14 protein-coding genes are annotated in these 16,399 nt (G+C 41.4%); 8 read left to right on the top strand and 6 right to left on the bottom strand.

The annotated features are described in order from the left end of the window. The first annotated feature begins 75 nt into the window (after nucleotides 1-75). The 7 genes from putP to AAEY93_RS16270 all read left to right on the top strand — a co-directional run bounded on the left by putP (nucleotide 76) and on the right by AAEY93_RS16270 (nucleotide 11,393). Nucleotides 76-1,533 carry a sodium/proline symporter PutP gene (gene putP, locus AAEY93_RS16240; RefSeq protein WP_124013633.1) on the top strand — a complete coding sequence of 486 codons (1,458 nt, stop codon included), beginning with the start codon at nucleotides 76-78 and terminating at the stop codon, nucleotides 1,531-1,533. Between the two features lie 428 nt (nucleotides 1,534-1,961). After that, on the top strand, nucleotides 1,962-3,245 hold the full coding sequence (locus tag AAEY93_RS16245) for an OmpP1/FadL family transporter (protein ID WP_351078345.1): 1,284 nt from the start codon (nucleotides 1,962-1,964) through the stop codon (nucleotides 3,243-3,245). Between the two features lie 241 nt (nucleotides 3,246-3,486). Next, nucleotides 3,487-4,536, top strand: coding sequence for an efflux RND transporter periplasmic adaptor subunit (locus AAEY93_RS16250; protein WP_351078348.1), 1,050 nt, complete (start codon nucleotides 3,487-3,489; stop codon nucleotides 4,534-4,536). Between the two features lie 5 nt (nucleotides 4,537-4,541). Beyond that, nucleotides 4,542-7,814 (top strand): efflux RND transporter permease subunit, encoded by a 3,273-nt coding sequence (locus AAEY93_RS16255; protein WP_124013636.1) that lies wholly within the window; start codon nucleotides 4,542-4,544, stop codon nucleotides 7,812-7,814. Between the two features lie 45 nt (nucleotides 7,815-7,859). Continuing rightward, entirely contained in the window at nucleotides 7,860-8,072 is a 213-nt protein-coding gene (locus AAEY93_RS16260; RefSeq protein WP_124013637.1) for a YgaP family membrane protein, read from the top strand. Between the two features lie 13 nt (nucleotides 8,073-8,085). After that, nucleotides 8,086-8,463: a rhodanese-like domain-containing protein gene (locus tag AAEY93_RS16265; RefSeq protein WP_124013638.1), complete on the top strand. Its 378-nt coding sequence runs from the start codon at nucleotides 8,086-8,088 to the stop codon at nucleotides 8,461-8,463. A 482-nt stretch (nucleotides 8,464-8,945) separates the two neighbouring features. Then, the gene (locus AAEY93_RS16270; protein ID WP_351078353.1) at nucleotides 8,946-11,393 is read left to right on the top strand and encodes a S8 family serine peptidase; all 2,448 of its coding nucleotides are present in this window, start codon (nucleotides 8,946-8,948) and stop codon (nucleotides 11,391-11,393) included. 58 nt (nucleotides 11,394-11,451) lie between these two features. Here the strand turns inward: AAEY93_RS16270 and AAEY93_RS16275 are convergent, their stop codons facing one another. The 5 genes from AAEY93_RS16275 to AAEY93_RS16295 all read right to left on the bottom strand — a co-directional run bounded on the left by AAEY93_RS16275 (nucleotide 11,452) and on the right by AAEY93_RS16295 (nucleotide 14,605). Next, nucleotides 11,452-12,054, bottom strand: a complete 603-nt coding sequence (locus AAEY93_RS16275; RefSeq protein ID WP_101030225.1) for a CBS domain-containing protein — start codon at nucleotides 12,052-12,054, stop codon at nucleotides 11,452-11,454. 218 nt (nucleotides 12,055-12,272) lie between these two features. Further along, on the bottom strand, nucleotides 12,273-12,809 hold the full coding sequence (locus AAEY93_RS16280) for a YaeQ family protein (protein ID WP_101030224.1): 537 nt from the start codon (nucleotides 12,807-12,809) through the stop codon (nucleotides 12,273-12,275). Between the two features lie 78 nt (nucleotides 12,810-12,887). Next, the gene (locus AAEY93_RS16285; protein WP_351078358.1) at nucleotides 12,888-13,799 is read right to left on the bottom strand and encodes a precorrin-2 dehydrogenase/sirohydrochlorin ferrochelatase family protein; all 912 of its coding nucleotides are present in this window, start codon (nucleotides 13,797-13,799) and stop codon (nucleotides 12,888-12,890) included. 8 nt (nucleotides 13,800-13,807) lie between these two features. After that, a complete protein-coding gene (locus AAEY93_RS16290; RefSeq protein WP_101030222.1) occupies nucleotides 13,808-14,167 on the bottom strand; it encodes a rhodanese-like domain-containing protein in 360 nt (119 codons plus the stop codon). Between the two features lie 117 nt (nucleotides 14,168-14,284). Then, a complete protein-coding gene (locus AAEY93_RS16295; protein ID WP_101030221.1) occupies nucleotides 14,285-14,605 on the bottom strand; it encodes a putative signal transducing protein in 321 nt (106 codons plus the stop codon). 165 nt (nucleotides 14,606-14,770) lie between these two features. On the opposite strand from AAEY93_RS16295, the gene AAEY93_RS16300 reads away from it, so the two are divergent. Beyond that, nucleotides 14,771-15,172 (top strand): DUF3224 domain-containing protein, encoded by a 402-nt coding sequence (locus AAEY93_RS16300; RefSeq protein ID WP_124013641.1) that lies wholly within the window; start codon nucleotides 14,771-14,773, stop codon nucleotides 15,170-15,172. Nucleotides 15,173-15,440: 268 nt separating this feature from the next. On the opposite strand, the gene secF is transcribed toward AAEY93_RS16300, so the two are convergent. Further along, entirely contained in the window at nucleotides 15,441-16,388 is a 948-nt protein-coding gene (gene secF / locus AAEY93_RS16305) for a protein translocase subunit SecF (protein WP_124013642.1), read from the bottom strand. Nucleotides 16,389-16,399: the final 11 nt, after the last annotated feature.

The raw sequence follows: 16,399 nt of genomic DNA on the forward strand, positions 1-16,399 counted from the left end.
TGAATAATTCAAGGTGTGAACTATATTTAACTTCTACAAGCATGTTGGCCATAAAAATAATTCATTGGAAGCCATATGGAAATTCAAACACCGATCCTCATTACCTTTATCGGATACTTGGCTTTAATGATGGGCATTGGTTACTGGGCCTACCGTAAAACCGATACAGTCGATGATTACATTCTCGGTGGGCGAAAAATGGGCCCCGCGGTAACCGCTCTGAGTGTGGGTGCATCAGATATGTCAGGTTGGTTATTACTTGGTTTACCCGGTGCCGTATATTTAAGCGGATTAGGCGAAGCATGGATTGGTTTTGGATTAGTGTTTGGCGCTTGGCTTAATTGGCTATTTGTCGCCAAACGTTTGCGTATTTATACCCAAGTTGCCAATAATTCTTTAACGTTACCCGATTTTTTTGAAAACCGTTTTAATGACTCTAATGGGCTATTAAAATCGATCTCAGCGTTAACTATCATCATATTTTTCACCTTCTACGCATCTTCAGGCATGGTGGGCGGCGCGATATTATTTGAACAAGTATTTGGTCTCGATTATACCGTCGCCTTAATAATCGGCTCATTTATTATTGTTTCATATACCTTTGTGGGGGGATTCTTTGCCGTTAGTTGGACAGACTTCTTTCAAGGTTGCTTAATGTTAATAGCATTAATCATCGTGCCAATATCTATCTTTAGTCAACCAGATACACAAGCAGGTCTTGAAAAAATTGATCCAGCCATGTTGTCATTTATTAATGAAAACACCACGGTTATTGGACTTGTCTCTTTACTGGCCTGGGGATTAGGATATTCCGGTCAACCGCATATTTTGTCTCGTTTTATGGCTATCGGCAACCCGAATGATTTAGTGCTTTCCCGACGTATTGCGATGACTTGGATGATATTGTCGCTATTGGGTGCCTTAGCCACAGGTATTGCTGGCAGTCTTTACTTTGCTGCCGATCCACTTGAGAACTCAGAAACGGTATTTATTTATTTAGCACATGTGGCCTTTAATCCTTGGATTGGCGGTTTACTGATTGCGGCTATTTTATCAGCCATCATGAGCACGATTGATTCACAACTATTAGTCTGTTCCAGTGTGATCACAGAAGATTTTTATCTTAAATGGTTGCGTCCCCAGGCCAGCAGCAAAGAATTAATGCTCGTAGGGAGAATTGGCGTTATCGCTATCGCATTAGTGGCTGGAGTGGTTGCATTCAATCCTGAAAGCAGTGTTTTAGGGCTCGTCAGTTATGCATGGGCGGGGTTTGGAGCTGCATTTGGTCCCGTGGTGTTATTATCGCTTTTTTGGCAGAACTATAGTCGTAATGGTGCGATTTCAACCATTTTGGTGGGTGCGATAACGGTAGTGATATGGAAACAAATGACTGGCGGGATTTTTGATTTATATGAAATCGTACCTGGATTTATTTTTGCAATGTTAATTGGCGTCATCGTCAGTAAAGTATCACCACCAACACAAAAAACTATCGCCGACTTTACGGCTTTTCGTGAATCATTAAAATCATAGTACTTTTATGTAGTTCACTGATCTTGATAACTCAGCGTCTCTCCCTCAGAGGTTGAGTTATTCACTACCGTAATGGCGTTAAGTCACCAAACATCCAAAAAAAGATGACGTTACGTCATATTAAGCCGATTATGGTTAATCGTTATTTGTTTGATTCAACATCATTCAGTATAAATAAACGTTAATTGACATCTCCCCGCCTATTAATTGTCGTATTAAAACTGACGATAATTTACCTATACTGTCATGCTATCAAACACCTACTTCACCATTAAAAATAACAATTAACATAACATTAACAACAACTAACATCTGGTCGGAGTTGTCACATTGTTCACATTTACCTAAAATGCCCTAATTTTTAACCGTCAAATATCTGAAATGAATAAACTTTGTACCAAAACGGTAATAATAAATGGGAAATAATAATGAATAAGTTCCACAAAACCCTTATTGCTCTGGCTGTAGGCTTAATTAGTACCCAAGCATCCGCAGCCGGTTTCCAGTTAAATAGCCAATCAGCTACCGGTATCGGTCGTGCTATGGCTGGAGATGCAGTTATTGCTGACAATGCATCAGTCTTATCTCGTAACCCTGCAGCAATGGCTCTTTTTGATGAAACCGCGATATCTTTGGGCATTATTTATGCTGATATCGATGTCTCGGTATCGGATGCTGAAGGAAATTTTAACGGAAAAGATGTTGATTTTGGTAGTGAACATCATGCTGCAGAAGCAAAAGTCATCCCCAATTTTTACTATATCAACCCAATTAACGATAAAATGGCTTTCGGTGTTGCCGTATTCAGTAACTATGGCACCGGCACCGATTTAGGCGACTTGGCAAACAGAACCCCTACTATTAACGGCAATGCTGTACCGCTGCCCCCGCCGGTAGATTTATTGGGTAACACCGAAGTGGTTACCATTAACTTCAACACCAGTATGTCTTATCGTGTGAATGATGAATTTAGTTTTGGTTTTGGTATTGATGCGGTTTATGGCAGCGGAACCCTGACACGTACAAGCGAAAACCCACAGGTTGGTAACTTAGTTGATGTTGATGCTGATGGCTGGGCTTTGGGTGGGATTGTGGGCGTGGTTTATGAAGTTAACCCGGATAACCGCTTTGGTCTAAGCTATCGTATTAGCCCAAAACTGACCGCCAAAGGTGATGTAAACTACGTTTACTCTCAATACAATGAAATAGATATTCCTATCGCTGATATTGCTCAGTTTGCCGGTTTCCACCAGCTAACGGATAAATTTGCCGTGCATTATACTGCTCAATGGACTAATTGGAGTGCATTCGACAAAATCGTGGTTAAAGACGGTTCAAATGGTGTCGACCAAGCAGACTTAAAAGAATATCACTGGAAAGACTCGTGGTTCCTAAGTTTAGGTGCAACCTATAACCTCACTCAAGATTGGACTCTACGGGCTGGTATCGCAACAGATCAAGGCGTAGTTAATCAGCATTCATCTTTATCTATCCCTGATTCTGATCGTACTTGGTATACCGCGGGTGTCAGTTACGATTTAAATCAAAAATCGAGCGTTGATTTAGGCATTGCTTTTGTCCGAGGAGAAGATGTTACTGTATTAGAAAATAGCAATCTTCTTGCGCAAGTGCCTGGCTACAACAGTGAGATTTCAGCACAAACCCGATCTAATGCTGTTTATTACTCAGTACAATATAACTACAGTTTCTAATTAGCAGTACTCAATTATTACTATTTAATCATTTGTCTTTACTGTTTTTTTTCGTCCACTCACCACGGACTAAAGAACAGCAGCACCCTTTTCAACTAAGCCGCCTTCATCTTAAACTGGCGGTTTTTTTATAGCTGTTATATCACTGAGTTCTAATTTATAAAGTTTTATAATATATCGGTTGCGTAACAGGCGAAAGTCCATTAGAATTTTCTTATAGACTTCCGAATAGGCTATCAATATGTCTCGCTTATCCAATTATTTATTCCTTGGTGCCATACTCACCACAATAGTTTTACCCAGCGCAGCCCAAGCCTCTGATGTTGATACATTAAAGCTGGTGTATTCCGAACAATATCAACCGCGATTATACGATGCGAAAATTGAAGCCATTAAAGCTGCAACTGTGTCTGCGCAAACCTCGGGACGGATCATGAATATCCATTTTGATGTTAATGACCTGGTTCCACAAGGCGCGGCTTTATTGGAAATTACCAATAAAGAACAAGGGGCTGGATTAGCAGGGGCTGAAGCTGAACTCGCCAAAGCAGAAGCGTTAAACACTGAAGCTCAAGCACAGTATATTCGTTATAAAGCATTATTCCCCAAAGGGGCGATATCAAAAGGTGCCATGGATGAAGCCACTGCCAAAGCCAAATCCAGCAAACAAGCTATCAGCGCCGCTCAAGCACAATTAGTAAAAGCTAAAGAAGGTTTGAATTACACCGTAGTGAGCGCACCTTTCAGTGGTCGAATGACCCAACGCTTCGTTGAACAAGGTGAAACGATATCCTACGGCCAAGCCTTATTCTCCGGTTATGATAATCAACATCTTAGAGCGGTATTTCAAATTCCCCAACAAGATATTGCTCAGGTGCAACAACAAGATCAAGTTACTATTCAATTATTAAACGGCGATGAAATCACTTCGAATGATATCCAAGTGTATCAATTTTCCGATCCTTTGACACACCAACATCAAGTGAGAGTCAATCTTGATGTCAGTAATATGCAAGATGTCATTGTGGGTCAATGGACCAAAGTAATAGTAAACTTTCCAAGCAGAACGAGTTTGATGATCCCATTGTCGGCCATACACCAAGTCAGTGACTTAACCTCTGTGTATCGCAAAAATGCGGGGGAAATAGTGCTTAACCAAGTACGTATAGGCCGAATAGATCGTCAACATAATACTGCTGAAGTATTATCAGGGCTACTGGAAGGCGATGAAATTGTTATCGATGCTGGACGATATTTAATTATGTCCTCAGCAGCGAAAGGTCAGGAGTAAACCTGATGACAACACCAAATGAATCAATGAAACTCGGCATTTCAGGCTCCATAGCAAAGGCATTTCAACACAGTGCTATTACTCCATTATTGGCTATTTTAGGTTTATTACTAGGCCTTTTTGCAGTGATTATTACCCCCAAAGAAGAAGAGCCGCAAATTGATGTCACTTTTGCAGATGTGTTTATCCCCTACCCAGGAGCTACACCAACGGAAGTTGAAAACCAGGTCACCTTGCCTGCAGAACGGATCATTTCTCAAATAAAAGGCATTGATACCCTTTACTCATTTTCTCAGCCCGATGGCGCGCTCATTATCGCTATTTTTGACGTCGGCGTTCCACGAGATGAAGCCGTGGTTAATTTATACAATCAACTGTATTCAAACAGCGATAAGTTTAACCATGCAGCAGGCATTGGTGAGCCGTTAATCAAACCTAGAGGTATTGATGACGTACCTATAGTAGGGTTGACGCTCTGGTCTCAAGATCCAAACATCACTGCAGAGCAGCTTACCTTGGTCGCATCGGGCCTAGAAACCGAACTAAAACGGATACCGGGTACTCGAGAGATTTATAGCCAAGGTGGCCACGAGATGGTGTTAAATGTGCGTATTGATCCTGTCAAGATGAACAGTTTCGGCGTAACGTTCAACGATATTAGTGCCACATTACAAGATAATAACCAACTGTCTACAGTCGGCTCGATGACGCAGTTTAATCAAGTAATAAAACTGCAAGCGGGGCAGTTTTTACAGACGCCTGATGATGTGAATAATCTGCTGATTAAAGTTAATCAGAGTGATACAACAACGGAGAAAAGTCCATTTCCTCGTGCAGTTTATTTATCTGATGTCGCCGATGTGAGCCTTAAAAGTGATATTCCTAAACAGCATGTTTGGCACGTAACAGATAAGGGTACTTACCCGGCTATAACAATCGCTATTGGTAAACAGGCAGGGCAAAATGCCGTCGACATTGCTGATGCCGTATTAGCCAAAATCGATGCTGTCGATAACGTATTAATTCCCGATAATGTCAATGTCGCTATCTCTCGCAACTACGGTAAAACCGCTGGAGATAAATCTAATACACTTATTTTCAAATTGATCTTTGCCACATCTGCGGTAGTACTACTGGTATTTTTCACCATGGGACTTCGTGAGTCTGCCGTCGTTGGTGTAGCCATTATCATTACTCTCGCCATAACCTTATTTGCATCTTGGGCATGGGGATTCACCCTAAACCGAATTTCATTGTTCGCACTTATATTCTCCATTGGTATCTTGGTCGATGACGCCATCGTGGTGGTAGAGAATATTCATCGGCATATGGCAATGAGTGATAAACCCATAAGCGAGCTCATACCTCATGCCGTTGATGAAGTCGGTGGGCCAACTATATTAGCCACCTTCACCGTTATCGCCGCCCTATTGCCAATGGCATTCGTATCCGGACTAATGGGTCCATACATGAGCCCAATTCCGATTAATGCCAGTATGGGAATGATTATTTCGCTATTAATCGCGTTTATTATGACCCCATGGTTAAGCCGCATATTGTTAAAACCTCATAAAAAGTCACATAGCTCAAACAATAAAGCGACTGACACAGGCGTACCAGTAGAAGAAGACAATCGATTAACACGTCTATTTACGCGAATAATGAGTCCTTTTTTACTCGGCGAACATGCGCCAAAAGCGCGAAAAGGCTTGGCTTTAGGGATCGTATTATTGATTGCCTTCGCTATCGCCTTGCCTGTAATGCAAGCTGTAGTACTAAAAATGCTGCCTTTTGATAATAAGTCTGAGTTTCAGGTGATGGTCGACATGCCTGAAGGCACCCCTGTGGAACAAACTCAAAGAGTATTGCAAGATCTCAGTCAATATCTCAGCAGTGTAGAAGAAGTTGAGCATTTACAGTTGTATGCGGGCACCCATGCACCTATGAATTTTAATGGCTTAGTTCGTCATTATTTTTTACGCAGCAGCCAAGAGCTCGGTGAAATTCAGGTCAATCTAGTGGATAAAAAACATCGAGACCGCGACAGTCATACCATTGCATCATCTGTACGCGAGCCGTTGCAAAAAATTGGCCTACGTTATCAAGCCAATATCAAAATTGTTGAGGTACCACCAGGCCCACCGGTTTGGTCACCTATAGTTGCTGAGGTTTATGCGCCTAACACCGAGTTACGTGAACAAGCAGCCAATGACTTATTGCAACGTTTCAGAGATACCGAATACGTTGTTGATATGGATATTTATTTGCCTGCGCAACAACAAAAGTGGCAAGTGGTCATTGATCGAAATAAAGCCAGCTTAATGGGTGTTTCTTACGCCAGTATTGTGGATACGATCAGCACTGCCGTGGATGGTAAGGACGTCAGTTACTTGCATCAAGCACAGTTAGCTCATCCCACACCGATTAGATTACAGCTTGATGAAGCCGCTAAAGTAGATCTAAAGCAAGTCTTGTTATTACGCCTACCGACTCAATCAGGTGAAACAGTACCACTGACAGAATTAGTTAAGGTGCAACAACAAGTGATTAATGCACCTATTGTTCATAAAAATATGGTGCCTATGATAATGGTTATTGCCGATATGGCAGGGCCAACAGGTAGCCCACTTTATGGCATGTTTGATATGGTCAGTCAAATTAATCAACAAAATGAACAAGGTAACTCAAGTTATCCTATTAAACAAAATCTGGTGAATCAGCCAGATGGATTAACCGACGTTTCCATTTTGTGGGACGGTGAATGGAAAATCACCTATGAAACTTTCCGTGATATGGGCATTGCATACGCCGTCGGTATGATTGCGATTTACTTACTCGTTGTGGGTCAATTTAAATCTTATATCGTGCCGTTAATCATCATGGCGCCAATTCCATTAACCATTATCGGCGTTATGCCTGGACACGCTTTGTTAGGCGCTCAATTTACTGCACCGTCAATGATAGGCATGATTGCATTAGCAGGCATTATTGTTCGAAACTCTATTTTATTGGTTGATTTCATTAATCAACAAACGGCTGCGGGAGTGCCCTTAGAGCGAGCCGTGATCCACTCAGGTGCGGTAAGGGCAAAGCCGATTATGTTGACTGCATTAGCAGCAATAATTGGCGCATTATTCATTATTGATGACCCTATTTTTAACGGTTTAGCCATCAGTTTAATTTTTGGAATTTTTATCTCAACCATTTTAACGTTAGTGGTGATCCCCGTATTGTATTTTTCGGTGATGAAAAATAAACTCGTTATCACAGCTAAGTAACAAGATTATGTTGTTAACTGGGCAACGCCCAATAAGGAGCTCGATATGTCAGTAGAGAGAAGTATTATGGCCTTTGCAGGCTTCATGGTTTTATTATCCATTGTGTTAACCGCAACCGTCAGTCCACATTTTGTCTGGCTAACCGTGTTTGTAGGCGCTAATCTATTCCAGAGTGCCTTCACAGGCTTTTGTCCTGCGGCAATGGTCATGAAAAAATTTGGGATCAAAACCGCGGCAGAAATAGCCTTAAATAAATAACAAGGAAATTATTGTGTTTAAAAAATCTATGCTCTTGTCTGTTAAAATCATATTGGCGCTATTAGTCATGTTATCGGCAGCAATAATGCCAACTTGGGCAACAGAGCAAGAGCCTAGCGTTGCATGGGAAAAAATAGATCGCGGTGTCACGTTAATTGATGTTCGCACTGTTGAAGAGTTTGCTGCGGGGCATATTGACGGTGCGATTAACATTCCATTTGATCAAATAGTGCCAGAACTTGCAAAACTTAACTTGGCCAAAGATACTGACCTTGTATTATATTGCCATAGCGGTCGCCGTAGTGGTATTGCACAGGAATCATTAGTAAAACAAGGTTACAGCAACACCTATAACGCTGGCGGTTTCGACACTTTGATGTCATCACGATAATCTTAGCAATCAGCTATATCAACCAAGTCTAAAACCACAGGTCTATTACTGTGGTTTTAAGTTCAATAACCTAATGGCTTGCCTTGCCTAACCCCCTAGTATCAATACACTCTTTTTATCAGTATCGTTCCATATTCATCATTCCGCAAAGTATTGTTTACACTTAGTATTAGTTAATTATTTATTAGCATATACAGCTTTATCTATTCACTTTTAAGTTAAGCGGATTATAACATTAACTCGATTATAATTAGATAGATAACGTTCTATTTTAGGGCGGCAATATGATTTTTAATTCAAATATAACAAATAAATATTCATATAGTAGAGTTTAAGCCACTCGTTTACCAACGACACTAGTTAACATCTTGTTTACATGCACCGAAAAAGTGATTACCTTTTATACAGATAGGCAGAATAAGCTTATCAATAAAACATAATTATAAAAGACATTACGTCACCCTCGTAACATGGAAGATAATATGAAAAAGCATAAAAACCCAGCTGTCGTGCTTAGCATGACAGCACTCGCGTTAGCCATTTCAACTCAAGTCAATGCTGCTCCGACCCCCTTGCAACTCTCTGCAACTAACCAACAAATTGAACAACAATCTCCGTTACCAAAACGTTATATTGTTAAGTTTAGAAATGACAACGCAGCACAAACATTCAGCGACAGTTCTGCAGTACAAAATGTGGACGTGCAATCAGAAACAAATAGCATGTCTTATGAGCCTCGCTCAAATGAAGTCTTCAGTCAATTTCGCGCCTTGAACAGCGTAAAAGCGCGAGAAATGAAACGCGTTGGTCGTAGCAATAGTTATTCGGTCAAACTCGACTCGCCTTCGATTAAAGCATTGCGTTTACGCCAAGATGTTGAATATGTTGAAGAGGATTCACCACGTAGACTACTTGCAGAAACAACACCTTGGGGACAAACCTTTGTTGGCGCGACAGTACTCAGTGACAGCCAAGCAGGTAATCGCACTATTTGTATTATCGACTCTGGCTACGATCGTAGCCACAACGATTTAAATGCAAACAACGTTACGGGAACCAATAACTCAGGTACAGGAAACTGGTATCAACCAGGTAACAATAATGCCCATGGAACCCATGTGGCAGGTACTATTGCGGCAATTGCAAATAACGAAGGTGTGGTCGGGGTTATGCCTAACCAAAATGCCAATATTCATGTGGTAAAAGTGTTTAACGAAGCTGGCTGGGGTTACTCATCATCACTCGTGGCCGCTATCGATACGTGTGTTAATTCAGGTGGCGCCAATGTAGTCACAATGAGTTTAGGTGGCAGCGGTTCAACTACTACTGAGCGTAATGCATTGAATAATCATTATAATAATGGGGTATTATTAATTGCAGCAGCAGGCAACGCAGGAGACAGTAGTTACAGCTATCCAGCATCTTACGACGGTGTGATGTCGGTGGCAGCGGTTGATAGCAATCTGGATCATGCCGCGTTTTCACAATATACAGATCAAGTTGAAATATCCGGCCCCGGTGAAGCGATTCTTTCAACCGTAACGGTTGGTGAAGGACGTTTGGCCGATATCACCATTGGTGCTCAGTCGTATTTTAGTAATGGCGTAGTGCCGCATAACCGTCTGACACCATCTGGAAGCAGTTACACTGCTGCACCTATTAACGCAAGTGCAACGGCCACACTGGCAGAATGTACCGTGAGTGGTACTAGTGTTAACTGCGGTAATATGAGTAACAAAATCTGTTTAGTCGAGCGAGTCGGCAATCAAGGCTCAAGCTATCCAGAAATAAACTCAACCAAAGCCTGTAAAGATGCTGGGGCAGCTGGGATCATTGTTTACAGTAATAGTGCGTTACCTGGCTTACAAAATCCATTTTTGGTTGATGCAAATAGTGACATTACAGTGCCTTCAGTTTCTATCGATCGGACAACAGGGCTTGCTCTTAAAGCCAAGTTGGGGCAATCAACCACGGTGAGCAACCAAGGGAACCGAGATTATGCATATTATAATGGTACTTCAATGGCAACGCCGCATGTTTCAGGTGTCGCCACATTAGTGTGGAGTTATCATCCAGAATGTAGCGCTAGCCAAGTGCGTGCTGCACTCAATGCAACCGCAGATGACTTAAGCGTTGCGGGTCGTGATAACCAAACAGGTTACGGGATGATTAATGCCGTTGCAGCAAAAGCTTATCTAGACGAATCATGTAATGGTCCAACCGATCCGGGAACCGGATCTGGAGACAGTGTACTTGAAAAAGGCGCTGTTAAAACCGGTTTAGCTGGTGCAAAAAGTGATGAACTATATTTCTCGTTAGATGTGCCAACAGGTGCAAAAGACTTAAGCTTTACCATGAGTGGTGGTACAGGCGATGCTGACTTGTATGTGCAGTATGGCGCATCACCTACCAGCAGCAGTTATGACTGTCGTCCTTGGAAAAGTGGTAATGCAGAGTCTTGCCCAATTGCGACGCCTCAATCTGGTACTTATTATGTGATGGTACAAGGTTACAGTGCATTTAGCGGTGTCAGTTTAGTCGCTAATTACACTGCTGGTAATACGAGTGGTGGTAACACTGGAGGTCCAGCAAGCTACACTAATACGGGTAATTATACTATTCCAGATAATAATACTACTGGCATAGTCAGCCCTATAAATGTTAACCGCACTGGCGATTCAGGAACGGTATCGGTGTCTATCGGGATTATTCATACTTATATCGGCGATTTAAAAATCCAGTTAGTTAGCCCTACAGGTCAAACGGTTGTTATTCATAACAACACAGGTGGCGGAACCGATAACCTAACCCAGACTTACACAGCTAATATGGCAGGTGTTGAATCAAGTGGTATATGGACATTAAAAGCCGTTGATAATGCAAACCAAGACAGCGGATATATCGACACTTGGAGCTTAAGCTTTCAATAATATATTCAATTGAACGCAAAAATAGCCACGTGATGTGGCTATTTTTATTATTTATAGATTAAACATGAGGCTGCGGTGATTGCAACACTGATGGCTGCTGACTATTCGAAATAACTTCAAATATTGAAGCAAATGAATTGGGCGTACTCACATCGACAGCAAGTTTTAATCGCCGAGCAATATCATTAGCAGACAACACACCACAGATAGCATGGTTTACACGGTCTAATACTAAACAATGTTGCTGTCCTGCAGATTTTAATGTTTCTATCACATCGCCAATTCTTGCATAACTTAAATCTTCATAATCAATCGCTTTAAGGTCTTCTTTAGGGATCATAAAATCCGCTACACTTAATTGCTCACGTTGATGCCCGGCTGCAACACGTTTTAATATCTCTTGATTATGTAAAGACTCAAAACTGATTAAACCTATAAATCGATCTGCATTATCGATCACTAATTTAAGACGAACATGAGATTTCTGCATTAAATGTTCAACGTTAACAGCGGATGTATTTGATTCAATAACCAGCGGAGTCACTTTCTTAAAGTCAGTGAACACATTTAGCGCTGAAGATAGTACTGATATATCTTCATGAACATCAGGAGAGGTTAATTCATCAATTTTTTCTACTGGGTATAGGGCTAACTTCTTCACAATAACATCCTTAATCAACAACCATCAAGAAACAAAAAACCATATATATTAATTGGTTATATATTTTCATGATGTCCACTACATGAATTAATTATCTGCCTGTGTTTTTATTAGTACAAGACCCTTTTGATTAAATTTAATTAACTTTTGCTAAATTAAGGTTAAATTCACTTTTTTGTGGTCGTAAATATGATAATGACCACTAGGTGCAATCTCGATCATTTTAAGGTTTCAGGCTCGATTAATACGCTATTGTTTGCATCCGACAACCATATTTGTCCCTCACTAATGCTCACTTGCAATGTCATATTTCGATTAACAAATACATCCATTTGTTTCACTGCATCTTCAGGAAGATTAATCACAGCTAAATTATCGTAACGGGTAAACGCTTGTTGGTTCTGTTGCCACCAAATCGGTACACTTCTGCCACCGTAAGTATAAAGAATGACTTGTTTTGAGCGACCACAGGCTTTTCTGAGCCACTTCTCATCAGCTTGGCCAAACTCAACCCAAAGATCGATTTCACCCGTTAGATTTTTATCCCAAAGTTCTGCTTCATCATCAACACTTAACCCTTTGCTGAACACTAATGACTCAGAGGCATTTAAGGCGAACGCCAATAAACGAACCATCATACGGGTATCCGTTTCAGAGGGATGTTGCGCTAAGGTAAATTGATGATCGGCATAATAATGACGATCCATATCTGCTATCTGCAGTAATACTTTAAAAACGGTAGCTTTAGCGGCCATAAAGGGTTCCAACTAACATAAAAAAACCGAGTCTACTACAAAGTAGACTCGGCATAATAGGACATCGTACTTATCGGGTTAAATAGCGCCAGGGCGTAGATGTTTGGCCATGGGGAAATGCGCACTTAACTGGGCAACTTTTGCAACAGAAGACACTATTAACATACGACTTCCATGTTCATATTGATGGGTAATATCACTTAATAATGGTAGCGTTTCTCTGCTTGCATCACGCCTTAATAACTCATTAAACTCGCTGTCAAGCGGGTTATCACTGAAGACAACGTCTAACGTCTGTAGCAAGGGCATTGCTGCGATAGGCAATAAATGTGCTGGCGTATCCTCAGTTAATAGAATAATGTCACCTTTAACGCTAAAATCTTGAAAAGCGTTATGGAAACGCTGCTCGGTTAACGTATCAAATTTATCTTGGTTAGTGGTAAAAAATCGTTCCCAAAACAAACGTCTATCTTTACCTGCAAGTAATTTATCTTGAACTTCCTCTCGCTTGCTGGCAACAAAATCAAATAAAGGCGTTAACGATGACGGTAACATCGTTTCGAGTCGTGAACGGATAGTTCGAGCAAAAACTGGCGCGGCGCCAGCGGTACTGATGGCAACGACTAACCTGCCTCTATCCACTATTGAAGGCGTAATAAATCTGCAAAACTTAGGATTATCGACTACATTGACCCAAATTTCACGCTCAGTCGCTAATTCTGCGTACTCCATATTCAACTGCTCATCGGCAGTGGCGAGGTAAATGATATCGACGTTGGCAATATCATCACGGCACACTTCACGACGAGACAACTGGATCCGAGCTTGGGTATGATAGTTTTCAATGTCATTAGCGATCACAGGCGCTATTACATGAATATGAGCATCAGTACGAGACAGTAAATCCAATTTACGCGTGGCGACCTCACCAGCGCCAACGACTAAAACCTGTAGACCTTGAGTATCCACAAACAATGGGAAATATTGCATTAATCTACTCAGTCTTCAACAATAGGAAATTGATGTTGGATCCAAGCGCGGTACCCACCAATCATTGAAGCGACTTGTGTATAGCCCATAAGTTGTAGATTATAGGCCGATAACGCTGCACGTTGACCCGCGCCGCAATAAAGCAATAACGGGGTGTTTTTGTCCGGAAAACGATGCTCTATATCGCGTTCAATAATGCCGCGGCTCAAGTGTTTGGCATTGGGTAAATGACCTTGCAGCCACTCGTTATCTTCTCGTACATCAATTAATAGCCATTGATCTTGTTGTTGATATTGTTCAATGGTTAACAAGGTGACATGAGGCATAACAGAATCAACCAAACTGGCGAATGCTGGGGTTGCTTGCATAGGGTTTCCTTAAGTAAAGTAAAGTCACTCATTAGCGACAAATTAGCACTACATACGTCATAAACCTAAAAGTGGTTTACTCACTAGTTTAAGAAAAAAATAATCTTATACAAGCGCTTATTCGTTATGCATTTCACTTTGTTGCGAACTACATTGCCAGCACAATTCAAAACTTCCTTCGTTTATTTCATGGCATTGAACACATTGCCATTGAGGCTGTTCGATATCATGTGCATCCAGTAGCGTTTGTGCCGCGACAAGTTGACTGTCTGCTACCCATAACTCAACCGTCTGCATTTCAATCGGCAAACCTCCTACACCACCAATGAGAGCTTCACCTTTAAGATCAACGTCTATTCCGCTGGTTTCCAGTAGCCCTTTCCATGTGTGAGCCTGTAATAAATTACCACCGGCCAATAATACTTTTCGTTGTTCCATGCGTTATCCACCGTGATTGCTCTTGCTGGCAAATTAATTTCATCCTACTGCCTCAATCAAAATCTGTCGAGTACTGTTTATAAATTGGACATTTATCATAAACAATGATTATCTTAACGCTGTATGAGTCATTCGCACTCAATAACATCATTAATGGGATGCTAGATGACAAAAATAGTCTTAAAAGGTATCTTTCAAATCACTGCTTGGAATGAAACTGCTTATGCAGAACATGATGATAGCAGCAAACAAACCATTGCAGAAATTGCCCAAACTTACTCTGGTGATATCAGTGGTGCTGCACAGAACCGCTGTGTGATGTCGTATCAAAAAGATGGCTCTGCGGTATTTGTAGGGATAGAGCACTTAACCATAAATACCCCCGAGATAGCGGGTACATTAGTATTACAACATGATGGATTATTTTCACAAGGCGTTGCACAAAGCCAATTTAGCGTAATAGCGGACTCGGGGACCCATAACCTGCAACACTATCTTGGCCACGGAGAGTTTACCTCAACCGAAAATGGTCAAGCTGATTACACCATCACCCTATATCATGACTAAGGTAACCATTTCTCGTTTAGATACTGATATCGGCACGTTTAGAACCACGGTCAAGCTCACGCCGTCTGGATTGCTTTTTAGCACCGTTGACATACTAGGCTGTGATGGGTGGGAAGCATTGATAATCGATCCACACACTCAGTGGTACAAAACGTTAGTCGCTGCCTGTGAAGTTCATTTAAGCCAACAAAGAAATAACCTGGTCATAAAAAAATAAACCCCAGCAAAGCCAGGGTTTATTTTTAGTGATTGATATTAATCATGCCTATTAAGGCATCATTGCAGGTTGATCTGCACCTTCTTTTTCAATCTCTACAGGTAACATATGCTCACGATTGATACCCAATTTAACGGCTAAATAACTGGCCACGAAAATCGATGAGTATGTACCAACAAAAATACCTAATAACAATGCCGTCGCAAAGCCATGGATCATTGTGCCGCCTTTTAAGAACAGCGCAATAACGGTAACTAATGTAGTACCTGTGGTTATCACAGTACGACTCATGGTCTGAGTGATTGAGGTATTCACAACCTCTATAGGGCTACCTTTACGCATTTTAAGGAAGTTTTCACGGATACGGTCATACACCACGATAGTATCGTTAAGTGAGTAACCTACAACCGTCAATAAACCTGCCAATACAGTCAAGTCAAACTCAAGCTGTAATACCGAAAACACCCCTAAAGTCACAATAACGTCATGGGCTAACGCCGCAACAGAACCTGCTGCTAAACGCCATTCAAAACGAAATGATACGTAGATAAGAATACAAATAAGCGCAACAATAACCGCTAAGCCACCCTGCTCTGCTAATTGCTTACCCACTTGTGGTCCAACAAACTCAACTCGCTTTTGAATTACAGCAGAATCAATAGTTTGAGCAGCAGCTAATACTGCAGCTACTTGCACATCACTTTTTAAGGTCTCTCTTACCGGTAAACGAACCAATATATCGCGGCTGGAACCAAAGTTCTGTACTACCGCCCCTTCAGCTTCCGCTGAAGTCATCTTCGCGCGTAAAGCACTCAAGTCAACAGGAGCTGAAAACTCCATTTCAACAACAGTACCACCGGTAAAGTCTAATCCCCAGTTAATGCCTTGGACACCCAGCGACACAAATGAGGCTATCACTAAGATCATCGACATCACACTGATAGGCATTGCATGACGAAGGAAGTCGACGGTGTTCTTTACTGAAAATATCTGAAACATATTCAACTTCT

Origin of the sequence: Shewanella sp. CAL98-MNA-CIBAN-0140 (assembly GCF_040309905.1) — a bacterium.
Lineage (GTDB): Bacteria > Pseudomonadota > Gammaproteobacteria > Enterobacterales > Shewanellaceae > Shewanella > Shewanella psychromarinicola.

Bases quoted from the DNA above. Each gene is read 5' to 3' on its own strand.
- putP (WP_124013633.1), top strand. From the start codon at position 76: ATGGAAATTCAAACACCGATCCTCATTACCTTTATCGGATACTTGGCT.
- AAEY93_RS16295 (WP_101030221.1), bottom strand. From the start codon at position 14,605: ATGGAACAACGAAAAGTATTATTGGCCGGTGGTAATTTATTACAGGCT.
- AAEY93_RS16255 (WP_124013636.1), top strand. From the start codon at position 4,542: ATGACAACACCAAATGAATCAATGAAACTCGGCATTTCAGGCTCCATA.
- AAEY93_RS16270 (WP_351078353.1), top strand. From the start codon at position 8,946: ATGAAAAAGCATAAAAACCCAGCTGTCGTGCTTAGCATGACAGCACTC.
- secF (WP_124013642.1), bottom strand. From the start codon at position 16,388: ATGTTTCAGATATTTTCAGTAAAGAACACCGTCGACTTCCTTCGTCAT.
- AAEY93_RS16250 (WP_351078348.1), top strand. From the start codon at position 3,487: ATGTCTCGCTTATCCAATTATTTATTCCTTGGTGCCATACTCACCACA.
- AAEY93_RS16280 (WP_101030224.1), bottom strand. From the start codon at position 12,809: ATGGCCGCTAAAGCTACCGTTTTTAAAGTATTACTGCAGATAGCAGAT.
- AAEY93_RS16260 (WP_124013637.1), top strand. From the start codon at position 7,860: ATGTCAGTAGAGAGAAGTATTATGGCCTTTGCAGGCTTCATGGTTTTA.
- AAEY93_RS16290 (WP_101030222.1), bottom strand. From the start codon at position 14,167: ATGCAAGCAACCCCAGCATTCGCCAGTTTGGTTGATTCTGTTATGCCT.
- AAEY93_RS16285 (WP_351078358.1), bottom strand. From the start codon at position 13,799: ATGCAATATTTCCCATTGTTTGTGGATACTCAAGGTCTACAGGTTTTA.
- AAEY93_RS16245 (WP_351078345.1), top strand. From the start codon at position 1,962: ATGAATAAGTTCCACAAAACCCTTATTGCTCTGGCTGTAGGCTTAATT.
- AAEY93_RS16300 (WP_124013641.1), top strand. From the start codon at position 14,771: ATGACAAAAATAGTCTTAAAAGGTATCTTTCAAATCACTGCTTGGAAT.